Source organism: Pasteurella bettyae CCUG 2042, assembly GCF_000262245.1.
Classification (GTDB): Bacteria; Pseudomonadota; Gammaproteobacteria; order Enterobacterales; family Pasteurellaceae; genus Basfia; species Basfia bettyae.
Genome location: NZ_AJSX01000030.1, coordinates 122,989 through 146,525 on the forward strand (window position 1 = coordinate 122,989; position 23,537 = coordinate 146,525).

21 protein-coding genes and 4 tRNA genes are annotated in these 23,537 nt (G+C 34.8%); 11 read left to right on the forward strand and 14 right to left on the reverse strand.

The features are described from left to right. Positions 1–18 precede the first annotated feature (18 nt). The 12 genes from mtgA to queA form a co-directional block, all read right to left on the reverse strand. A complete protein-coding gene (gene mtgA / locus HMPREF1052_RS05805; RefSeq protein WP_081484396.1) occupies positions 19–753 on the reverse strand; it encodes a monofunctional biosynthetic peptidoglycan transglycosylase in 735 nt (244 codons plus the stop codon). After that, positions 734–1,039 (reverse strand): trp operon repressor, encoded by a 306-nt coding sequence (gene trpR / locus HMPREF1052_RS05810; protein WP_005760571.1) that lies wholly within the window; start codon positions 1,037–1,039, stop codon positions 734–736. The genes mtgA and trpR overlap by 20 nt, the downstream gene beginning before the upstream one ends. Before the next feature lie 31 nt (positions 1,040–1,070). Further along, complete coding sequence (locus HMPREF1052_RS05815) at positions 1,071–3,185, reverse strand: transglycosylase SLT domain-containing protein (protein ID WP_005760659.1); 2,115 nt, start codon at positions 3,183–3,185, stop codon at positions 1,071–1,073. Between the two features lie 123 nt (positions 3,186–3,308). Beyond that, on the reverse strand, positions 3,309–4,277 hold the full coding sequence (secF, locus tag HMPREF1052_RS05820; protein ID WP_005760496.1) for a protein translocase subunit SecF: 969 nt from the start codon (positions 4,275–4,277) through the stop codon (positions 3,309–3,311). A 12-nt stretch (positions 4,278–4,289) separates the two neighbouring features. Then, entirely contained in the window at positions 4,290–6,140 is a 1,851-nt protein-coding gene (gene secD, locus HMPREF1052_RS05825; protein ID WP_040596345.1) for a protein translocase subunit SecD, read from the reverse strand. Positions 6,141–6,168: 28 nt separating this feature from the next. After that, a complete protein-coding gene (gene yajC / locus HMPREF1052_RS05830) occupies positions 6,169–6,468 on the reverse strand; it encodes a preprotein translocase subunit YajC (RefSeq protein WP_005760515.1) in 300 nt (99 codons plus the stop codon). Positions 6,469–6,597: 129 nt separating this feature from the next. Further along, positions 6,598–6,816: a sulfurtransferase TusA family protein gene (locus tag HMPREF1052_RS05835; RefSeq protein WP_005760669.1), complete on the reverse strand. Its 219-nt coding sequence runs from the start codon at positions 6,814–6,816 to the stop codon at positions 6,598–6,600. 6 nt (positions 6,817–6,822) lie between these two features. Beyond that, a complete protein-coding gene (locus HMPREF1052_RS05840) occupies positions 6,823–7,341 on the reverse strand; it encodes a hemerythrin domain-containing protein (protein ID WP_005760552.1) in 519 nt (172 codons plus the stop codon). A gap of 3 nt (positions 7,342–7,344) precedes the next feature. Next, positions 7,345–7,587, reverse strand: coding sequence for an excalibur calcium-binding domain-containing protein (locus HMPREF1052_RS05845; RefSeq protein WP_005760587.1), 243 nt, complete (start codon positions 7,585–7,587; stop codon positions 7,345–7,347). Positions 7,588–7,644: 57 nt separating this feature from the next. Then, positions 7,645–8,784, reverse strand: coding sequence for a tRNA guanosine(34) transglycosylase Tgt (gene tgt / locus HMPREF1052_RS05850; RefSeq protein ID WP_005760491.1), 1,140 nt, complete (start codon positions 8,782–8,784; stop codon positions 7,645–7,647). A 206-nt stretch (positions 8,785–8,990) separates the two neighbouring features. Further along, the gene (gene dcuC, locus HMPREF1052_RS05855) at positions 8,991–10,340 is read right to left on the reverse strand and encodes an anaerobic C4-dicarboxylate transporter DcuC (RefSeq protein ID WP_005760642.1); all 1,350 of its coding nucleotides are present in this window, start codon (positions 10,338–10,340) and stop codon (positions 8,991–8,993) included. A gap of 29 nt (positions 10,341–10,369) precedes the next feature. After that, positions 10,370–11,461, reverse strand: coding sequence for a tRNA preQ1(34) S-adenosylmethionine ribosyltransferase-isomerase QueA (gene queA / locus HMPREF1052_RS05860; RefSeq protein ID WP_005760504.1), 1,092 nt, complete (start codon positions 11,459–11,461; stop codon positions 10,370–10,372). Between the two features lie 194 nt (positions 11,462–11,655). On the opposite strand from queA, the gene HMPREF1052_RS05865 reads away from it, so the two are divergent. The 10 genes from HMPREF1052_RS05865 to HMPREF1052_RS05905 all read left to right on the forward strand — a co-directional run bounded on the left by HMPREF1052_RS05865 (position 11,656) and on the right by HMPREF1052_RS05905 (position 20,934). After that, positions 11,656–12,099, forward strand: a complete 444-nt coding sequence (locus HMPREF1052_RS05865; protein WP_040596346.1) for a DNA polymerase III subunit chi — start codon at positions 11,656–11,658, stop codon at positions 12,097–12,099. Positions 12,100–12,129: 30 nt separating this feature from the next. Then, positions 12,130–12,573, forward strand: coding sequence for a hypothetical protein (locus HMPREF1052_RS11230; protein ID WP_147280368.1), 444 nt, complete (start codon positions 12,130–12,132; stop codon positions 12,571–12,573). Between the two features lie 22 nt (positions 12,574–12,595). After that, a complete protein-coding gene (locus HMPREF1052_RS05870) occupies positions 12,596–15,460 on the forward strand; it encodes a valine--tRNA ligase (protein WP_005760453.1) in 2,865 nt (954 codons plus the stop codon). Positions 15,461–15,900: 440 nt separating this feature from the next. Next, positions 15,901–16,317: a DUF3883 domain-containing protein gene (locus HMPREF1052_RS11345; RefSeq protein ID WP_196793376.1), complete on the forward strand. Its 417-nt coding sequence runs from the start codon at positions 15,901–15,903 to the stop codon at positions 16,315–16,317. A 204-nt stretch (positions 16,318–16,521) separates the two neighbouring features. Beyond that, positions 16,522–18,003 (forward strand): aldehyde dehydrogenase family protein, encoded by a 1,482-nt coding sequence (locus HMPREF1052_RS05880; RefSeq protein ID WP_196793377.1) that lies wholly within the window; start codon positions 16,522–16,524, stop codon positions 18,001–18,003. 1,072 nt (positions 18,004–19,075) lie between these two features. Then, positions 19,076–20,296: an ROK family transcriptional regulator gene (locus tag HMPREF1052_RS05885; protein WP_005760690.1), complete on the forward strand. Its 1,221-nt coding sequence runs from the start codon at positions 19,076–19,078 to the stop codon at positions 20,294–20,296. 251 nt (positions 20,297–20,547) lie between these two features. Beyond that, positions 20,548–20,624: transfer RNA gene (locus HMPREF1052_RS05890), tRNA-Met, on the forward strand. Between the two features lie 4 nt (positions 20,625–20,628). Then, positions 20,629–20,713 (forward strand) — tRNA-Leu (locus HMPREF1052_RS05895). Between the two features lie 27 nt (positions 20,714–20,740). Further along, a tRNA-Gln gene (locus HMPREF1052_RS05900) sits at positions 20,741–20,815 on the forward strand. A 44-nt stretch (positions 20,816–20,859) separates the two neighbouring features. Continuing rightward, positions 20,860–20,934, forward strand: a tRNA-Gln gene (locus HMPREF1052_RS05905). Between the two features lie 163 nt (positions 20,935–21,097). On the opposite strand, the gene HMPREF1052_RS05910 is transcribed toward HMPREF1052_RS05905, so the two are convergent. Continuing rightward, positions 21,098–22,027, reverse strand: a complete 930-nt coding sequence (locus HMPREF1052_RS05910; protein ID WP_005760439.1) for an AEC family transporter — start codon at positions 22,025–22,027, stop codon at positions 21,098–21,100. 157 nt (positions 22,028–22,184) lie between these two features. On the opposite strand from HMPREF1052_RS05910, the gene HMPREF1052_RS05915 reads away from it, so the two are divergent. Next, positions 22,185–22,634: a DUF441 domain-containing protein gene (locus HMPREF1052_RS05915; RefSeq protein WP_005760674.1), complete on the forward strand. Its 450-nt coding sequence runs from the start codon at positions 22,185–22,187 to the stop codon at positions 22,632–22,634. Positions 22,635–22,695: 61 nt separating this feature from the next. Here HMPREF1052_RS05915 and HMPREF1052_RS05920 read toward each other — a convergent pair whose 3' ends face one another. Continuing rightward, positions 22,696–23,514 carry a 5'-nucleotidase, lipoprotein e(P4) family gene (locus tag HMPREF1052_RS05920; RefSeq protein ID WP_005760619.1) on the reverse strand — a complete coding sequence of 273 codons (819 nt, stop codon included), beginning with the start codon at positions 23,512–23,514 and terminating at the stop codon, positions 22,696–22,698. Positions 23,515–23,537 lie beyond the last annotated feature (23 nt).

A 23,537-nucleotide genomic window follows, 5' to 3' on the forward strand; every position in this document is an offset into this window, starting at 1 on the left:
TACGAATATAAAGAACTGTTACAGATTTTTTAGATAACCTTGACCTAAAGCATTCATTTGATGAATGATCCAAATTTGTTTTTTACGTACCACTAAACTTGGTTTATTTACTTTATAGATAATCGGATTCGGTAAGACTGCAGCTAACATCGCTGCTTCTGATTGCGTCAAATTTTTAGCGGACTTTTTAAAATAATACTGACTAGCAGCTTCCACACCAAAAATGCCTTTGCCAAATTCAGCAATGTTTAAATAGACCTCAAGAATACGTCGTTTAGACCATAATGTTTCCAACATTAGTGTTACAGGCACTTCTAAGCCTTTTCTTACCCAACTTTGACCATGCCATAAATAGAGATTTTTAGCCGTTTGTTGGGAAATCGTAGAGGCTCCTCGTATTCGTTTCGATTTTTGGTTATATTTCACCGCACTTTGAATCGCATTCCAGTCAAAACCATTATGATGAGGAAAGCTTTGATCTTCTGCCGCAATGACGGCTAATTGCATATGAGGCGAGATTTCATCAAGGCTTGTCCAATCATATTTAATATCATAATCAAAATCTAATATCGCTAAATGGGCAATTTTTTGCTCTGCCATATAAGCAGAAAAAGGAATAGGAACAATGCGAAAGAATAGCGTAATCGCAATGGAAAAGATAAAAAAATAGATTAAAAAAGTACCGCACTTTGTATCAAAAATGCGGCAACTTTTATGTTCACAAAAATGAAACTTAAAGGTTATTTTTTTCATCAATTTGAGCTTTAACCCAATTCATAAATTCAGGTGGCATCAATTTCAACATATTAGAACCTCTGGTAATCGTTGCAGCACTGGTGCTAAGATTTTGTTGAATTTCACGCTGTGGAATTTTTTTATCAAGTAATTGAGCAACAATTTGTAATCGTAGCCCAATTGCATCTCGTTCGTCAGGAGTGAGCAGAAGCGTTAATAACTCTTGTTCTTTTCCTTTGTTAAATGCAGTTCGTAAAACCTCAATAAATGTTGTCCATTGTTTCATGTTACGACTAATATACATATCAAACTCCTTGATTATTTATACTATTAAACTAGTATAGCTTATTATATTCCTCTTTGGAAAATATTTGTTGTGGCTTGTTTTGTAAAATTTGGTAATAGGTATCATAAGCGAGAACATTTTGTACATAGCCCCGCGTTTCATAGAAGGGAATAGAAGCGACAAATTCAGCCATTGTGAGTTTACCATTAGATTTTGCTAACCATTGGTCAACACGATTTGCGCCAGCATTATATGCCGCAGCGATGAGAATTCGATTATCTCCATATTTATCGTATAACTCTTGTAAATGTGTTGTTCCAAGCATAATGTTATTAAATGGATCCAATAACTGATTTTCTTGATTATAAGGCAAATTATTGCGTTGAGCTGTTAATTTTGCCGTGCTAGGTAAAAGTTGCATCAAACCTTGAGCATTAGCACTTGAACTTACATAAGGCTTCCAAGCACTTTCTTGGCGAGCAATCGCCATTGCAAAAGTGCGGGTGATTTTTTTATCTTTTAAAAATAAATCAAACCATTTTTCATAGGCGTTAGGCAAACGTAATTTTAAATAGTTCCAGGCTTTAGCCTGAATTGTCCCTTCCACTTGTAAATCATACCAGCAATGCTTTTCAGCAAACTTAATTAATGCAATTTGTTCATTGAAATTAGCTTGATTAAAAAGCTCACGCCATTCTGTATTCATGTTATTGTGATCATTAAAATAACGAAGTTCTTCAATGCGGGCTAGTTCATTAGCATATTTATCCGCCACAGATGTTAAATCTGTTACTTTCTGTGTGGAAGATGGGCTTTGCGAATTAGAATGACTTGTTTCTTGTTGAGATGATGTTGTTTCAATCTCTTTTGTTTCTTGCACTTTTATTTGGTAAGGTATGCCAAGCTCTTGAGCAGCTAGCATAGCGTAAAACCCTCGTTGGCTAGAAATTGATTTCAGTATATTTTTAGATTTTTCGGTAGAAAATTGTGATGTTTTTGTAAGCCAATATTGCCATTCATCCATGGCTTTTTTTTCATCAGAAAGCAATGCTAACCAGGGTGTAATATCTTCTTTTTCACGAATAGCCATGCGAATACGGCGTTCTATCAGTTTATCTTCCTTAACGGTTTTTAATACTGTGTCACGCCATTGTTGTACACTTATATTAGGGCTATCAAATAGTTGATTAATGATTAAGGTTTGCCAATTGTTTGTTTCTTCTGGTGTTAAGTTGAAAGCTATTGCCCAGTTATCCACTTTAGACAATAAGCTTTTAATATCCATTACATCCGTATCTTTAATGGTTTTGATAAAACTTGGAAAAATAGCCAGTAAAATACGCTTATTTTGTTGATTAATTTCTAGATTATCTGTATTTAGGGAAAAATCTCGACTGGAGATTTTTTGTGCATAACGACGTAAATCAGCTAAATCTTTTAACCATGTTTGTAGAGTAGGCTCTTGTGTCATGGAAGATAAATGCGTTAATAGCCCTACATTATTTTGATCAAAGGCAAGTAATGCTCGTTGCTGAATTAGTGAATTGCTCAAACCGCCCATTTGATTCCATTGCTCAAATAAAGGATCACAAACTTTCGGTAAACTCTTGCCAGTTAGCCATAATTGTTCTAACTGTGATTGTGTCAACGTGCCAACTATAACTTGAGGTTGATTCACTAAATTTTTTTCTAAATTGACCGCACTTTTAGGCAAAATAATCTGCATGTTTTTTCCATTTATCGCAAGCTCAGCTTGTTGTATAGCACATTGCGTATAGGTATCTGTAGGTAGTTGCTGTTTGCTATCTAAAATAGTTTGCCAATGTTCCGCTTTTTGTTGTGCTTCTAGCCATTGTTTGCTTAGATTTTTAGATAAAGGGAAATTACTATGTTGATTTTGATAAGTCTTTATATCTGCAAAATTTAAATTGGCGAGGTTAGCAGTGAATAATTGATATTCAGCGTAAGGATAAAGCGGATAGTCTTTTATCTCTGCTGCTAACTGTGCTGCAATATTTTGAGTGGTGTTAGATGATGAAATTGTCAATAATTGAGAAATCTTTTGATAGATTTCACGTTGTTGTTCTAATGGAGCTTCTGTAGCAAAAATAGAGAATGTGATACTTGATGTGAGTAACGTTAATATAGTACGAGAGAATTTCATGTTATGCTTCGCTCCTATTTTATAGCCTTTAAAAATAAAACCCGATAATAAATCGGGTTTTATTGCTTATTTTAGACCTTTTTATGCAAAAAAAGTGCGGTAATTTTTCAAAAAATTTTACGCTTATAGACCTTCTTGAAATTCTTCTTTTTCCACCACTTTGATTAGCATATGCTCACGGTCTAAGCGGAAGTCAAAGGCTAAAGCAATTGCCACGAAGATAGAAGAGTAAGTACCAAAACCGATACCAATTAATAGTGCTAAAGAGAAGCTATAAATTGATGGACCACCAAAGAACAATAATGAAAATACAACAAATAAGGTTGTAATAGAGGTCATTAAGGTTCTTGATAAGGTTTGGGTTAAGGAAATATTAATGATTTCTTCTGATCTTAAACGACGAATTTTGCGGAAATTTTCACGTACACGGTCAAATACCACAATACTATCGTTTAATGAGTAACCTACTACTGTTAAAATAGCAGCAACAAAGGTCAGATCAATTTCAATTTGTAGGAAAGAGAATACACCAATAGTAACGATGACATCGTGTGCGAGGGCTAAAATACCACCTAATCCCAATCGCCATTCAAAACGCATTCCAACATAAGCCAATAACATAATTAAAGTTGCTAATGTGGCATAAATTGCGCCTTGAGTTAATTCCTCACCCACATTTGGACCTACGAATTCCACTGCACGTATTTGAATATCTTTATCTAATGCAGTCATCATATCTTTGATATTATTACCAATATTCGAATCACTAGCTGATGCAGGTAAGCGAATAGCTACATCATTTGAACTCCCAGTGGTTTGCACTAGTGCGCTTTCAATTCCGTGATTTTTTAAGGTACTACGGACTTGTTCAAGATCAGCTGGTTGGGAGAAATGTGTATCAATGATCACACCCCCAGTAAAGTCTAGACCCCAGTTAAAGCCTTTAGTGAAAATTGAAAATAAACTTAAAAAGATCACAATAATTGAAAATAGATATCCCAATTTACGAAATTTCATAAAATGAAATAAAGAAAATGGGAGACCAATACCTTTATATTCGTGTTTCTGTTTTAGATTTGTTGATACACTCATAATGATTCCGTCCTAAATTGATAATTTCTCAACACGTTTACCACCGTAAATCCAATTGACAAGCATGCGAGTACCCGTGATTGCGGTAAACATTGAGATTGCAACCCCTAAAGCAAGGGTGACGGCAAAACCTTTTACAGGGCCTGTACCTACGGAATAAAGAACAATTGATGTCAAAATAGTTGTTAAGTTGGCATCAAAAATAGATGTCCATGCACCGTTATAACCTTCATGAATAGCTTGTTGAATAGGGCGGCCATTACGTAGTTCTTCTTTGATCCGCTCAAAAATCAGTACATTTGCATCCACTGACATCCCAACAGATAAAATAATCCCTGCAATACCAGGCATAGTGAGAGTTGCTCCAGGTAATAAAGACATTAATCCTACAACTAATACCATATTGGCACAGAGAGCAAGACTAGCCACTAAACCAAATAATTTGTAGTAAATTAAACAGAAGACAATGACAATGGCTAATCCCCAAAGACCAGCATTTAGTCCTTGTTCAACATTTTGAGCACCTAATGAAGGACCAACTGTACGTTCTTCAACAATTTGGATTGGGGCAGTTAATGCGCCTGAACGTAATAATACTGATAAATTTTGGGCTTCAGCAGGAGTATCAATACCTGTAATTTGGAATTGACTACCAAATCGACCTTGTATGGTTGCAATATTAATAACTTCTTCATGTTTAGCCAAAATGACTTTACCATTTTCATCTTTTGAACCACTGTCTTTATATTCTACATATAAAGTTGCCATTGGTTTCTTCAGATTCAAACGGGTGGTGTCAGACATGATTTCTCCACCTTCACTATCTAAAGTCACACTTACTTGAGGTAGAGAGGTATTTTTATCTACACCAGAATTCGCATTGGTAATGTGTTCACCACCCAATACAGCACGTTTAAATAGTGCTACAGGCTGGTCATCTTTAGTTTGTTTGATTTCCGTATCAGATGGCACTATATTACGAGAAATTGCTTCTGGGCTCACATTTGGATTTACTAAGCGGAATTCCAGTGTGGCAGTTGCCCCTAAAATTTCTTTTGCGCGAGCAGTATCTTGAATACCAGGCAATTCCACAACAATACGTTCTGCACCTTGGCGTTGAATGACTGCTTCAGATACACCTAATTCTTCCACACGTTTACGTAAAATACCTAAGTTTTGTTCAACTGCATTTTCACGATATTCGGTTAATGCTTGTTCTGATAAATTTAACGCAATGCTATCAGAAGAAGATGATTTAATGTTCAGAGTAGGGTGTTGTTTACGTAAGAATCGTTCTGCATCTGCTAATTGTTCTGGTTTAGCCAATGTCACCATTGTTCCAAAATTATCGGTATTTTTAATGCCTGAATATTGAATTTTTTCTTTACGTAATTCAGTACGTAAATTGTCTTGCAGCTGTTCTTGACGTTTTGCGAGAGCAGTATTCATATCTACTTCCATTAAGAAGCGAACACCACCACGTAAATCAAGTCCCCATTTCATAGGATTACCACCCAAACTACTTAACCAAGCGGGTGTAGAAGGTGCTAAGTTTAAGGCAATAGAATAAGACTGACCAAGTTTTTCAGTGATTTTATCTTTGGCAAGAAGCTGGTCATTTGTATTATTGAAACGGGCTAAAATTGAGCCATTTTCCAATTTGATAGATTTAGGATTGAGATGATTTGTATCTAATAAGTTTTGTACATCACTCAATGTAGTTTCAGAGGCCGTGTGACCACGGGTACCAGAAATTTGTACGGCAGGATCTTCACCGTAAATATTTGGAAGAGCGTATAAAACGCCAATGGCGATCACGAGGATCACCATTAGATTCTTCCATAAAGGGTAGCGATTTAACATAACTGTTTAATTTCCCTTGGAATCAAGATTAAAGTGATTTGATTGAGCCTTTTGGTAAAATCGCGACAATAAAATCACGTTTGATAGTTACTTCATTAGTTTCATTTAATGCAATAACAATAGCATCACTATCAGTAGGAACTTTTGTAATTTTACCAATTAAACCACCAGAAGTAAGCACTTCCGTACCTTTTGCCAATTCAGACATTAACTTACGATGTTCTTTGTTACGTTTTTGTTGTGGACGGTAAATCATGAAATAAAAGATTAAACCGAATAACACAAAAATAATTAACATTGACATTGGGCTACCTTGTTGTGCATCCATTTTATATTCCTTTTAAAAGTTAAGTTGATATTTAAAGAAAAAATCGTTGGCTAAAATACCACAAAATTGCTTGAAAGTGAAAATGATCTTAGCAAAGCAGAGAAAATTTCATAAAAATTTACCGCAGTTTTATTTCTTAATCAGAAGTTTTTGATAATCTGGCTTAGATTCTACTGAAATCAGCTGATAATTATATTTTTTACAGAGTAATTCAAAGTCTTTCACTGCGCTCGTGTAATTGACTAATATGATTAATTGATGCCCTTGGGGTAAGTTTTCAAGTGCCTGTTTTGTGAGTAAAACAGGCATTGGGCAAATATATTGCGTTAGATCTAATTGGTGTTGCATAGCAAATTATTTAACTTTACGGCGATCTGCCATAATTTCCCCCATTGCCACTAATTCATCCTTGGGAATATAGTGCTGACCTAATTCAAATAAAGGTTCTTCTAAAGCAATATGACGAGCATAAGCTGCTGTGTAATCATCTAGTAATTTTTGATCGATTTCGGAGCGTTGTTCATTAATCAATTCTTCTAACTGAACGGATAACTGAGCCCAAATACGATGAATGCTAATATGTTCAGATTCTAATTTATCAATATCAATTTGGGCTTGGGGTTGATATTTCAATAACGCAGGGAAAAAATTTAATTCCTCATCTTCATGATGAAGAGGGGCTGCAATATTAAAGTAGGTGATTAATTGCTTAATATCGTTTTTAACTGCTTGATTTACTCCATTCTTTACAAGGTAATCAGGCAAAATTTTTAATTGTTGGCAAAAACGTTTTACACGACCATGGCAAGCATAAAGCATTTCAATAGGTTGAGCCCAAGTTGCAGAGCCTTGAGGTTGAATATTTATTATCATAGATTAACTCCCACAACGACGTTCACAAGGTTTTCCATCTCTATCACCATCCATTTTCACATTGGGGCAGTAACGATTAAAATATCTTGCCTCATCACAAGTTCTCATTTCTGCGCAATATTGACGACCGTCACAGTGATATTGAGTATCGTTTTGTTGATTGTGTTGTACTTGATTAGCTAGGCTTACTATAGGGAACGTTGGATATAATATTCCAAAGGCAAGTAGTAAGGTTAATTTTTTCATGATATTCCCTAAAATAAAGATAAAAAATGGGCCATATAGACCCATAATATACTAAATTTAACTTTTTTGTAATGGTGGAACTTCACGACCTTGACGAGCATAAAATTCAACTACAAATTCATCAAAACGATCTTCTTCAATGGCTTTGCGAATTTGTTCCATTAAGCGTTGATAGTAACGTAAATTGTGAATGGTATTTAAACGTGCACCTAAGATTTCACCACATTTGTCTAGATGATATAAATAAGATTTCGTATAGTTTTTACAGGTATAACAATCACATTCAGGATCTAATGGGCTAGTATCATCTTTATATTTAGCATTACGAATTTTTACAATGCCGTCTGTGACAAATAAATGACCATTACGTGCATTACGTGTTGGCATTACGCAATCGAACATATCAATGCCACGACGAACACCCTCAACTAAATCTTCAGGCTTACCAACCCCCATTAAATAGCGAGGTTTATTAGTTGGAATTAAAGGCGTAATAAATTCTAAAATTCGGTGCATTTCTTCTTTGGGTTCGCCTACGGCTAATCCCCCAACGGCATAGCCATCAAAACCAATATTGACTAATCCCTCAATAGAAATTTTACGTAATTCTTCAAATGTACCGCCTTGGATAATGCCAAATAAAGCATTTTTGTTTTCTAATTGATCAAAACGAACACGACTACGTTTTGCCCAACGTAATGACATTTCCATCGATTTTTTCGCATAATCAAAGGTGGCTGGATAAGGCGTACATTCATCGAAGATCATTACAATATCAGAGCCAAGATCATATTGAATTTCCATAGACTTTTCAGGAGATAAGAAAATACGTTCACCATTAATTGGATTTTGGAATTTTACCCCTTCTTCAGTGATTTTACGTAATTTACCTAAGCTGAAAACTTGAAAACCGCCAGAATCAGTCAGAATTGGACGATGCCATTGCATAAAATCATGTAAGTCGCCATGTTTACGCATCACTTCTTGCCCTGGGCGTAGCCATAAGTGGAAAGTATTACCTAACAGAATTTCTGCGCCAGTAGCACGCACTTCTTCAGGTGTCATTCCTTTTACTGTTCCATAAGTACCTACAGGCATAAAGGCAGGTGTTTGTACCGTAAATTCGCCTTTAGGACGATTGAAGGTGAGTTGACCACGACGAGCAGAGCCACTTGTGGTTTTAAGTTTAAATTTCATGAGTGTTCCTTTTGTTGAAAAAACAGTTCAACGGTTTGTTCGAATAACTAATTCGATATGATGAGTAATAATTTGTCTAAACTATACAATAAAAAAGGACACATTTAAGTGCCCTTTACTATTGTTGTAAAAGTGCGGTTGATTTTAGCAGAATTTTACTTTTTTTGAAAATATCTACCGCACTTTGTGGATATTGAAATGACGATTTAAGCCGCCACAAGAATTTCTGTGGCTACAATAACCACAACCATACCAACAATCATTGGTACAGAAATACGTTTTACCACCTCAAAAGGTGAAATTTTTGCCATACCTGATACAGCAACAACTACACCTGATACTGGTGATAGGCTACGACCGATATTTGATGCTTGTAACATCGGTGTGGTTAAGTAGGCAGGATTTGCTCCCATTTGAGCTGATAATTTAGGAATAAGTTCAACGAAAGCATAAAAAGGTGCATTACCAGAACCTGTAGCAATTGCCGCTAATGCAGTAATTAATGCAAGGGCTAACATCATTAAGAATGCACCACTGCTTGCAGCTTGTACTGAATTGATTAATGCGCTAATGAAACCAACGGTACTTAAGCCTTGTGCAAATACACCAGCCGCCACTAATAAAATCACTACGCTTGAGAAAGCATCTGCCATTCCTTGATAAGCCATATTCAAGTTTTCATAAACTTGTTTAGCATCAAACGAACGTATGAAGTCAATTACAGCGATAATCGCTAAGCAGATAACAATGATCGTAATAATATTTAATTCAGGTGCCCATTTACCATCAAAAATTAATACACCAATAATCGGTGTAAATGGAAAAATGGCATAGTATGCAGGCACTCGAGTAGTGATTTCATGAACTTCTAATTGTTCTGCATTAAAACCTTCTTTACGATCTAAATAACGTTGCCAGAAGTAATGTGAAATAGCAATTGAGATAATTGCAGTGATGGATATTGGTAAAGTTAAATCAAATGCATATTGTAATAATGGCATTTTAGAAACTTCAGCGGCTAACACCACATCGCCAGAGGTGGGTGAAAGAATAATGGCAGCAGGTGAAGCACAAATTGATGCGGCTGCACCACGTGAAATGCCCATATTAACCATCACAGGGAACAATGTCGCCATTAATAAAACCCCTAATCCAGTTGCAGATGGCACTGCAAGAGACATTAGACAAGCTAGGAAATAAGCTGCGACCATTAATATATAAGGCGATTTTATATATCTGAGTGGTCTAGAAGCTAATTTTACTACCATATCATTCGCGCCTAAGTGGGTCATATAAGCGGCAAACCCACATAACACCATAATTAACATACCGAGGTTTCCACCACGATTCATTAATAGATATTTAATATATTCAAAAACATCTAAGTAGGTATTCCCTGTGCTTTTAACACTTTCAGGTAAAATGCTTTTATCTAATAAAACACTAATTAATAAAAGTAAAACACCAACGGTCATTAACACACCTGTTGCAGAGTAACCTTTTATTACATAGTAACCGACTGCAATAATGGCAAGTAAGCCAATGATCAATTCCATATTGTTATCCTCACAATTAATAAAAGAATCTAATCTAATCCCTTAACATGATGATTCTTAGTAATAAACATAGCATCACCATAACTAAAGAAACGGTAAGCATTTTCTACCGCAATTTTATAAGCATTCATTGTATTTTTATAACCTGCAAAAGCAGAAACCAACATAATTAAGGTGCTTTCAGGTAAGTGGAAGTTAGTAATTAAACAATCAATCACACGGAATTTTTTGCCTGGATAAATAAAGATTGAAGTATCGGAGAAAAATGGCTCAATCAGTTGTGATGAAGCTTTTTGCTCGGCATTCAAAGCAGCACTTTCAATAGAACGCACAGAAGTTGTTCCTACCGCAATTACTCGTTTCCCATTAGCTTTGGTGGCGAGAATCGCATCCACTACTTCTTGAGATACTTCAACATATTCTGCATGCATATGATGATCTTCGATATTTTCCACTCGAACAGGTTGGAATGTCCCAGCTCCAACATGTAAAGTGACGAAAGCAAAATTGACTCCTTTGGATTTTAATTTATCGAGTAATGTATTATCGAAATGTAAACCCGCAGTAGGCGCGGCAACTGCACCAGGAACTTTATTATAAACTGTTTGATAACGTTCTTGATCGCTATCTTCATCTGGACGGTCAATATAAGGCGGTAATGGCATATGACCGATCTTCTGCAATACATCTAAAAGTGCGGTGCCTTTTTCGGAAATTTCTAACTCAAAAAGAGCATCCTGGCGTCCAATCATTATTGCTTTAACGCCGTTTCCTTCTCCTAATTTATCTTCACCGAGAATCAATTCCGCACCTTCTTTTGGCGCCTTTGAAGCACGAACGTGAGCAAGAAAACGAGTTTCCGTGAGTACACGTTCAATTAACACTTCAATTTTTCCTCCCGAGGACTTACGCCCATACATACGCGCAGGAATAACGCGAGTGTTATTAAAAATTAATAAATCCCCTTCATTAATTAGATCTAACACATCATTGAAGACAAGATGGTTGAGTTCTCCTGTTTCACCATTTAGTTGAAGTAAACGACTTGAAGTGCGTTCTATTTTAGGGTAACGAGCAATCAGCTCATCAGGTAAATCAAAATAAAAATCAGAAAGTTGCATAATTATTAGGAAGGGATTCAATCCTTCTTTAGTAAAATTAATTAAGAATTAGCAGGCAATCAATATTACCCAATCAATGAAATGCCGCTTAGTCTATTGCGATTTTCTGTGAAGTACAAGTAAAAACCTTTATCTTTTAAGCTTTTTTCGATAAAATCTTTCAGTTATCCCTGTTATGAATGAAATCAAAGAAAATGTCAAAACAAGCTAAATTTTATGTGATCGAAAAAACTGCTATGCAGGGTGAGTTATCAGCGTCTGAAGCCTTAGCTTGTGATTTGGCAGCGGATGCTTGGCGTTTGGGTAAAAAAGTGCTTATCGCTTGCGAAACTGAACAACAAGCCTTAGATCTTGATGAAGCCTTGTGGCAACGTGATCCTGAGCAATTTGTACCGCATAATTTATCAGGCGAAATCACTCAATTTGCCACACCTATTGAAATTAGCTGGAAAGGCAAACGCAACGCCCAACGCCGAGATTTATTAATTTCACTACAACGAGAAATCCCGGATTTTATCGCCAGTTTTAACCAAGTGATTGATTTTGTACCGACTGATGAAGCCGAAAAAGCACAGGCAAGAGAGCGGTACAAACAATATCGACAAATGGGCTGGCAGCTGGCGACTGAGAATGCCTGATTTAGTAAATTATTTATAGAGAATGGAATTTTGTCTGATTTAATTTTAACGTTGGTTTCATTTATTACTATGATACTTGTTATATACATTTTAACAAGAGAATTTGATACTATAAAAATTAATAGTAGTTTCGTTATATTTATTTTATGTTTGACTATTATTTTACAAATTGTTTGTTATGTTCAACCTGTTTCTAACATAAAAGAATATTCAAGTGCGTTAGATGCTATAGAATTTTTTTTCTTTATCATTTCTGGTATAGCGTTAATATGTGTTATATATCTTTTATCTATATATCCTAGCTTGTCAGAAAAAATTAAAGTATTTTTGATATTATTATCTGCTTTTCAAGTAGCGATATTTATGACAGTCGTTTCATTAACGAGTGTTTCTATATTATTTAAGATTATATTTAATTCTTATTATTTATTAATTCCTGCATTGGTATTGTATGAATTAAATAAGAAAAGATAATACAAACAAAGAGAAAAATTAAATGACAAAACAATTCACAATGGAAGATCGTTTTAATCCTTCCACCGTAGAACAAGCCCTTTATAAACACTGGGAATCACAAGGTTATTTTAAACCATCTTATGATGCAGGTTGCCCAAGTTATTCCATCGCCATTCCTCCTCCTAATGTAACAGGTAGTTTACATATGGGACATGCGTTCCAACAAACTTTAATGGATACGTTAATTCGTTTTAACCGTATGGAAGGTAACAATACCTTATGGCAGGCTGGGACTGACCACGCAGGAATTGCGACTCAAATGGTTGTAGAGCGTAAAATTGCTGCTGAAGAAGGCAAAACTCGTCATGATTATGGTCGTGAGGCATTTATTGAAAAAATCTGGGATTGGAAAGCTTTTTCTGGCGGCACGATCAGCCAACAAATGCGTCGTTTAGGCAACTCAATTGATTGGACTCGTGAACGTTTCACCATGGACGATGGTTTATCAGATGCCGTGAAAGAAGTGTTTGTTCGCTTACATGAAGAAGGGCTAATTTACCGAGGTAAACGCTTGGTAAACTGGGATCCTAAATTACAAACTGCGATTTCTGATTTGGAAGTTGAAAATAAAGAATCTAAAGGTAGTTTATGGCATTTCCGTTATCCATTAGCTAATGGTGTGAAAACGGCAGATGGTTTAGATTATTTAGTGGTCGCAACAACCCGACCTGAAACTGTACTAGGAGATACAGCGGTAGCTGTTCATCCTGAAGATGAGCGTTACCAATCATTAATTGGTAAAACAGTAGTGCTTCCATTAGCTAACCGTGAAATTCCAATCGTAGCTGATGAATATGTTGAGCGTGAATTTGGTACTGGTGTAGTAAAAATTACGCCAGCACACGATTTTAATGACTATGAAGTTGGTAAACGTCACCAATTACCAATGGTAAATGTGATGACATTGGATGGTAATATTCGTAAAACTGCAGAAGTAGTAGGATCAAATGGCAAACCATTAGATGGTTATGAAGCCGTTATTCCAGCAGATTACCAAGATTTAGAACGTTTTGCTGCTCGTAAAAAAGTGGTAGCAGATTTTGAAGCATTAGGTTTATTAGAAAAAATTCAACCACATGATTTGAAAGTACCTTATGGTGACCGTGGTGGCGTGCCAATTGAACCAATGTTAACAGACCAATGGTATGTGAGTGCAAAACCATTAGCAGAAGTTGCCGTGAAAGCAGTAGAAGATGGAGAAATTCAATTCGTGCCTAAACAGTACGAAAATCTTTATTTTTCTTGGATGCGTGACATTCAAGACTGGTGTATTTCTCGTCAATTGTGGTGGGGGCATCGTATTCCAGCTTGGTATGATGAACAAGGCAATGTGTATGTAGCACGTAGTGAAGAAGAGGTCCGTGAAAAACATGGTTTAGCTGCAGATGTTGTATTACGTCAAGATAATGATGTATTGGATACTTGGTTTTCATCTGCACTTTGGACATTCTCAACTTTAGGTTGGCCACAACAAACTAAAGAATTAGCAATGTTCCATCCAACTAATGTGTTAATTACTGGTTTCGATATTATTTTCTTCTGGGTGGCACGTATGATCATGATGACCATGCACTTCATTAAAGATGAAAATGGCAAACCGCAAGTGCCTTTCAAAACTGTGTATGTAACAGGTTTGATCCGTGATGAAAATGGACAAAAGATGTCAAAATCAAAAGGTAATGTTATTGATCCAATCGACATGATAGATGGTATTAGCCTTGAAGATTTATTAGCAAAACGTACAGGCAATATGATGCAACCTCAACTTGCAGAAAAGATTGCAAAAGCAACCCAAAAAGAATTTGCTGAAGGTATTGCTGCTCATGGTACAGATGCATTACGTTTCACCCTTGCAGCATTAGCTTCAAATGGTCGTGATATTAACTGGGATATGAAACGCTTAGAAGGTTATCGTAATTTCTGTAATAAATTATGGAATGCGAGCCGTTTCGTCTTAACCAACAGTAAATTAGATTTGAGTGAAGGGGAGCGTGAGTTTTCAGTAGCAGATAAATGGATCCAAGCAGAATTTAACAAAGCAACTCGTAATTTCCGTACGGCATTAGGTCAATATCGATTTGACTTAACTGCAAATGAGTTGTACGAATTTACATGGGATCAATTTTGTGACTGGTACTTAGAATTAACTAAACCTGTATTTGCGAACGGTACGCCTGCACAAATTCGTGGCGCAAGCTATACATTAATCAATGTATTAGAAAAATTATTGCGTTTAGCTCACCCAATTATTCCATTTATTACGGAAGAATTATGGCAAAAAGTGAAAGAATACGCAGGTGTTGAAGGTGATACCATTATGCTACAACCTTTCCCTCAAGCCGATGCTAGCCTAGATAATGACAAAGCCGTATCGCAAATCAACTGGATTAAAGATGTGATTACTGCTGTGCGTAATATTCGTGCTGAAAGTAACATTGCACCAAGTAAAGGCTTAGATTTATTGTTCCGTAATTTAGATCAGAACAGTAAACAAACTTTAGATGAAAATGTAGCCTTAATTCAAATTATGGCGAAATTAGATCATATTAAAGTGTTATCTGAAAGTGAAAATGCACCATTATCCGTCGCAAAATTAGTCGGACAAATGGAGTTATTAGTACCAATGGCAGGCTTTATTAATAAAGATCTAGAACTTGCACGTTTAAATAAAGAAATTGATAAAATGATTGGTGAAGTAAAACGCATTGAAGGCAAACTTAACAATGAAGCTTTTGTTGCTAAAGCGCCTGAAGCGGTTATCAATAAAGAACGTGAAAAAATGCAAGAGTACCAAGACAATCTAGAAAAACTTCGCAATCAATTTAAAGAAATTGAGTCGTTATAGTTATTAAGTATAAAGGTGAACTAAGAGGTTCGCCTTTTTTATGGATAGAGATATGAATAAGCATTAACATTATGAATTATTAAATTTACTTGGTTATGGTCTAGCTAAATTTAATGATGAATTCGTTAAACAATTTGGCTTTAAAACTAAGCAAGATTTTTATAATTATTTTGTTCATTTAAATATTGTTGATACGGCAAGTACAGGTTAAAAATAGAATGGATTTATTTGATCCTTTTTTTGAAAACAGCAGGAAAGGGTGGTGGCAGAAAGGAAATGCTTATATTCATAGAAAGGAACTTATAGATAGCTTATTTGGTAATTAACATGTTGAAAATTATAGTAATATTATCAAGATGATTTTGCAAAATGAATTTAATGTAAAGAATTTAATTCAATCTTCTTTGATAAGTCCTATCACTCAATCAAGATTTAAATCTATGCAAGAAACAGGAATGGAAGCCGAATTATTCTTTATGAAAACCTATCAAAAGATTGATATTTTTTCAACAGGGCATTTAGAAGATGCTCGTTTATATGGTGATGGATATGATTTTCAAATTACTACCTCTGATAATACTTATGTAGTAGAAGTTAAAGGCATTAGACAAAAACAAGGAAAAATTAGGCTAACCGAGAAAGAATATTTAAAAGCTGAAGCCTATAAAAATGATTATATTCTCGCTGTTATATTAAATTTATGTGATATCCCTAAGGTTAAAATAATTGAGAATCCAATAAAGAATCTTTCATTTAAAGAGAAAATAATCAAGTCGAAATTGACTAAAGAATACCATCTTGAGACTGATATATTAATTTGGTTAGCGAAAAGTGCGGATAAATTTTCTAAATTTTAACCGCAGATTTCATCATGCTAATACAATTTGGTTTTAATATGTATATTTTTTGTTAAAAATGTGATCTTGATCTGACTATCAAATTAATAGTTTTTAATAGCTATTATCTATGTTGTATTTTGACTTGAATCGTTTTAATCTAATTTCAACTCATATTGAGTTTAATATTTTTGTAACTTAACGATAACAAGGATTAAGATTATGATGAAAGATTTAAAGGTATTTGATAAACATTATGGCTTATTAATTAATGGTGAGTGGACTGATGGTTCAGAAGGTCAAAAATTAACCGCACATAATCCTGCAAATGGGGAAGCGTTAGCAACTTTTATTGATGCAAGTGATGCGGATGTTGATGCAGCAGTTGCAGCCGCAAAAGAAGCGTTTAAAACTTGGAAATTAACAACGGTCACTGAACGTGCGGCAATTTTAAATAAAATTGCAGATATTATTGATGAAAATACTGAGTTATTTGCATTACAAGAAACATTAGATAATGGTAAACCAATTCGTGAAACTCGTGCGGCAGACGTACCTTTAGCGGCTGACCATTTCCGTTATTTTGCTGGTGTCATTCGTTCTGAAGAAGGAATTGCTAATCAGTTAGATGATGAAGATTTATCATTAATTTTACGTGAACCTATTGGCGTGGTTGGCCAAATTATTCCGTGGAACTTCCCATTCTTAATGGCTGCTTGGAAAATTGCACCTGCTTTAGCTGCGGGTTGTACTGTCGTGATTCATCCCTCCTCATCAACTTCACTTAGTTTATTATCGTTAGCTCAAAAAATTAATCACTTATTGCCAAAAGGCGTATTCAATGTGATTACAGGTAAAGGTTCTAAATCAGGTGAATATATGTTGCACCATAAAGGATTTAATAAATTAGCCTTTACAGGCTCAACAGAAATCGGTCGTAAAATTGGTATTGCCGCGGCTGAGATGTTGATTCCATCAACACTTGAATTGGGTGGTAAATCGGCTAATATTTTCTTTGATGATATGCCATTTGATAAAGCGCTTGAAGGTGCACAAAAAGGGATTCTATTTAATCAAGGTCAAGTTTGTTGTGCAGGTTCTCGTATCTTCGTGCAAGAAGGTATTTACGATAAATTTATTAGTGCTTTAAAAGAAGAGTTTAAGAAGGTGAAAGTGGGTTTACCTTGGGAAGATGATACTCAAATGGGCGCTCAAGTGAATAGCAACCAAGTAAGCGTAATCAGTAAATATATTGATATAGCAAAACAAGAAGGTTGTGAAATTCTAACAGGTGGTTCTAAACCAACATCTACCGAATTAGCCCGTGGCGAATTTTTCCAACCAACTTTAATTTTAGCACCTGATAATGCTAAACGAGTTGCTCAAGAGGAGATTTTTGGACCTGTCGCTGTAGTGATAAAATTCAAAGACGAAGAAGATGTAATTCGTATGGCAAATGATAGTGAATACGGTCTTGGTGGTGCAGTGTGGTCAACTAATATCAATCGTGCATTACGTGTTTCACGAGCTTTAGAAACGGGGCGAGTATGGGTCAACTGTTATAATCGTTTACCAGCAGGAGCACCATTTGGCGGTTATAAAACTTCAGGTATTGGTCGTGAAACTCATAAAATGATGTTGGCTGCTTATACTCAAGTGAAAAATATCTATATCAGCACAAGAGAAGAACGTGAAGGTATGTATTAATTTTCTTAGACTTAGTAGTTTAGGTTAATTAAAAGTGCGGTCAGAATTTTGAAATTTTGACCGCACTTTATTTTTACGACTTAGTTCATAACTAGTTTTGGTTAATTAATATTCGATCAGTTCACTTTTAGTGATCTTTATCACATTTTTTGTGAATAACTATTTGCAAAATTACATTTTCAATATATTATGCTGAACACTTTTCTTGTGTTGGTATAATTTACTGCAAGTTTTATTAAATTGACTCGTTATATTTGCTTTTATATTAAAATATAGTTTTTTATTCTAATATAAAATAGCGTTGTAATATATCATAAGTTAGTTAACGTTTGCGTAGAGTGATTTCTATAAATAACAATTCAAAATAGGGGATGAAGAGTTGTTTATTGACTTATGCAAACTTTTCTTGAGTGAATTTGATGCATTTGTTGTGTAAACCATCTAATGGATTAGTAGTTAATGGACTAACGATGCATGCATTAGAAAAGGATAGAACAGAAGGATATTGTTCTAGTAGATTTAGTGGATTATGCTTGTCACATAAAAAAAAGGAAATTTAGATTTGTGATCGAAATTTTATATTGCGAGTTATGCTAATAGGCTAAGTTTACAAAGTATCTCAATGACATTATTTTGAGAAAGGATTCATTTAATTAATAGTAATTTTATATATCAAGTTTAGTCATGATTCATTGATATAGAAAATTCATTGACAAGATAGGTAATGGAATATTATTTTGTCTGTTACTGTTAGGTATAATAATGTTATTAAGGTGCTCAGAATAACCAAGTTATACATTGGATGTTTAATCAGTTATTCAACCGACTAGGGAGTGATGATATCCAATGGAGTGGATATTTCCTCTTCTAGTCAACTATAACATTATGAAAAAGTAATTGAGAGTAACCGCACTTTATTAAATATGTGCGGTTTTTTTATTGCTAAAATATAAATATTTTTAATTTTGTACAAATAATCATTCAAACTTGCAGGACAATCATTATAATAAGACGTGGAGTGGGTTATCGTGATTAACCTGAATCAATGAACTACAATTTTAAAGGAAAGCTCATGCAAATTAATCAAATTGCTAACGTTGATTTGGTTAAACAAATGAACAGTGCAGTGGTTTATAAATTAATAGACCAAAAAGGTCCTATTTCTCGTATTCAGATTTCTGAATTGAGTCAATTAGCCCCTGCGAGTGTAACTAAAATTACACGTAATTTATTAGCTAGAGGCTTAATTAAAGAAGTTGAACAGCAAGAATCGACAGGTGGGCGTCGAGCAACATCAATTATTGTTGAACAAAAAGCTTTTCATGCAGTGTTGATAAGATTAGGAAAAACGCATGTTACTTTGGCTTTAATGGATCTTTCAACAAAACTTATAAAACGTGAGAAGTTTGAGCTCCCTAGAGAATTAGATATTATTGTGCTTGAAGGTTTCTTATTAGAAAAATTAAAGGATTTTATCCATAATTATCAAAGACGTTCTAGTGAAATTATTGCTATAGGGATTACTGTTCCTGGGTTCGTTAATATGAAAAAAAATATTATCGAACAATTACCTCATATAGAACTTAATGAGCCTTGGGATCTTGCTAACTATTTATCAGAAAATTTAGGCTTACCAGCGTATGTTGGGCATGAAGTAAGAAGCCTTGCCTTGGCAGAACATTATTTAGGGGTAACTAAAGATTGCCATGATTCCTTATTATTACGTATTCATAATGGCGTTGGTGCGGGAATTGTGATTAATCATGAAGTTTTTTTAGGGTCTAAGCATAACGTTGGTGAAATAGGTCATATTCAGGTCGATCCTTTAGGTAAACGTTGTTTATGTGGTAATGTTGGTTGTTTAGAAACCATTGTTAGCAATACTGCAATTGAAGATAAAATGCAGCAAATGCTAGAAGATGGCTATCATAGTAAGTGGCTAACCTTAGAAAGCCATGATATTGATGCCATTTGTAAAGCGACTAATAAACAAGATGCTGTCGCTACTGAATTGATTGAGCATGTTGGTGTACAGATTGGTCGGGTATTAGCAATGTCTGTTAATATGTTTAACCCAGAGAAAATTGTGCTTTCTGGTGAAATTACACAAGCTAAAAATGTATTATTTTCTTCCATTCGTCGAACCTTAGAAAATCATGCATTGCCAACATTTATTGAAAATACACCTTTAGTTGCATCAGAATTAATTAATGAAGATGTGATCGGTGCATTTGCTTTAGTAAAACATGCTATATTGGATGGTTCTTTACTTCAGCATTTATTGACAGAATAACTAAATAAAGAGAATCAGAAAATAGCTACTTAAATAAAGTAGCTATTTTTTTTATATTATGAAAAATAAAGCAATTTCTAATGAGTTAATTATTTTATGGTGTAAATTTGGTTTGATTTTAAATCAAATTGTTTAATCTCTATTCGAACAAGACAAAAAAACGCATTTTTTTTAAAAAATAGTTGACGAAAGAGGCTTATCTTAGCATAATACGCCACGCAAAGCCGATGATGGTGACGCAAAATGGAAATGGCTACATAGCTCAGCTGGTTAGAGCACAACACTCATAATGTTGGGGTCGCAAGTTCGAATCTCGCTGTAGCCACCATAATGCGGGACTGGCGAAATTGGTAGACGCACCAGATTTAGGTTCTGGCGCCGCGAGGTGTGTGGGTTCAAGTCCCTCGTCCCGCACCATTCATTGCTTGCAAGTCTTTTAGTAGGTGGGGTATCGCCAAGCGGTAAGGCACTGGGTTTTGATCTCAGCATCCCTAGGTTCGAATCCTAGTACCCCAGCCATACTATCAAATAAAGTCTATTAAATCTTTTTTAAGATAATCTATTGGGGTATCGCCAAGCGGTAAGGCACTGGGTTTTGATCTCAGCATCCCTAGGTTCGAATCCTAGTACCCCAGCCATTTTATTAATACTATTTCCTTTCATATATTTATTTGGCAATTTTTTATTTGATTATTTTTCTGTCTTATAATTAGTGCTAAATACTAATTAACCAAGGATAGTTAACAATAATCTAAACTAGATATTGTTAATATAAAAAACCTATAGATAGGTATCAGTTATTTAGATAAGTTCGTATAGAGCAATAATTAGTGGCATGGTAATCACACAAAGCATTGTGGTAACGCCATAAATTGCACTTGCTTTATTGGCATTTTTACCATAAAGCAAAGCCATTTGAGTAACTGTTGCTGCCGCTGGACTAATGGTTGCTAGGAAACTAATCATGGCAATAGTTTTACCATTTTCTACCCAAGTATCTACGCCAAAAAGTTTAATAACAATAAGTAAGAAAATTGGAATCGCAATTAAACGCAAGAACGTGACTAAGTAAATGCGTTTAGATGAAAATATCGTTCTTAATGGAATCGATGCAATCAACATACCTGCAATTAACATAGCATTGGGGCCGATAAATTGCCCTAGAGATTTTAATGTCCCCATGATGAGTGGTGGTAACTTAATTTGGAAAGCAAATAAAATAATACCAACGATAATGGATAATATATTAATGTTTTTAAACATTTTTGAAATTGGTATCGTGCCTTTACCACAGATAATGCTACGGCAATGAGTCCAAAATAGAATAGTCTGAACTACAATAAAACAAGTCGCATAAATCACCCATTCAGGACCAAACATTGACATGATAAGTGGAATAATTAAGTTACCAGAATTTGAATAAATTGTCGCCGCATGTTCAATGGGATCAAGTTTTAATACTTTCTTCAATAATATGCCTATAATGATCAATATAATATGCAAAAAAATTGCCATACCTAAGGAAAGCATTAAACCTTTTAAAATTTGTGGCGTATAATTAATTTGAAAGGCCGTTGTCATTACTGCTGGGCTAATTAAATATAAGCCTATAATTGACAAGGGATAGCTATCTTGTGATTTGAGCAATTTGAATTTAACTAACGCATAGCCTAATAAGACAATAGCGGTTAATTCAATAATTTTACTCGCAAGTATGAGGGCAATTTCCATATAATCTTTGATTTATTTGATCTTTCTTCGCATTAGTAAGAATTTTAGAACTAATTTAAAAATAAAGAAATAAATAAAAAAACAAATTTGTTATAATTATTAGTCATTAATTATCAAAAAATTTTACTATTTTTTACCGCACTTTAAGGAACCTACCGTGTCATTACAGATCAATTCAGTGGCTATTATGCTTGTGGTTTTGATTATTCTTGGTTTATTAAGCCATAATAGTTCAATTACCATTTCCGCTTCAGTTTTATTAATTATGCAGCAAACCTTTCTTGCGAAATATATTCCTTTGTTAGATAAATATGGTTTAAAGTGGGGAATTATTATTTTGACAATTGGTGTTTTAGCCCCTTTAGTATCAGGTAAAGTTGCCTTACCACAGATGAAAGAATTGATTAATTTACAAATGATACTCGCTGTTATCGTGGGAATGGTTGTAGCATGGTTAGGTGGTAAAGGAGTCCCATTAATGTCGGCTGAACCCGTTGTGTTAACAGGGTTGCTTATAGGAACGGTGATTGGCGTTGCGTTTTTAGGGGGAATACCTGTTGGTCCTTTGATTGCCGCAGGTATTCTTGCGACAATTATGGGCAAATAAATTTTGCAAAGAAAAATGCCGTTAGCATTGTGCTATCGGCATTTTTGTGAATTAAAGAAAATTATTTTCCATCCCAAGCACGAATAGAATTGTTACGGATATCAATTTTATTTTTTACATCACCTTTATAGTAGTTTTTATCTAAACCACCTTCCCAGTCACCATAGTTAGGGTTTGGTAATACAATATATTTTGTACCAAATGCAGCCGCATTTTGAGTTACAAAATCACGACGTTCTGAATTTGGTTTATGATAAGTGGCATCACCAAAGTCATTTAGGTTATCCCCTACATAAACAACAAGATCGTAGCCTTGGTCTGTAATCGCTTTAAAGCGAATTGATTTGGCTGATTTATCTTGTTTTAATAATAACGTTTGCTCAGTTACATTTGGGAAACCTAAACGTTTCATATCATCAATAGTGGCTTCACGTTCACCCTTTTCTAGGCGATTTGATACATAAAATACTGTGCCGCCTTTATTTGTTACATATTTAGCAAAGTCAACTGCACCAGGAATAGCAGGTGTTTGACGTGCATTTACCCATTTTGTCCAACTTTCTTGAGAGAAATCTTGACCATTTTTAATTTGCCAACCTGCATAAGCACTGTTATCCATCATGGTTTCATCTAAGTCTACAACTACAGCTTTTTTCTTACCTTTAACTTTTTTCGCATGATCAAACGCTACTTTAGCAGTGTTAAATGCTTGGTGTGCTAAGGCTGCATATTCACCTGATTGTTGCATCCATACAATACCTAGTGTTGCTTGATTTTGTAATTTAAGCTGATCATGATTTTCTACAGCATGCTGATGAGTACAAGCTGATAAAACAGAGGCCGCAGCTAGAGTAAAGATACTTAATTTTAGGGTTTTCATAAATTCTCCTTTTTTATTTTTTC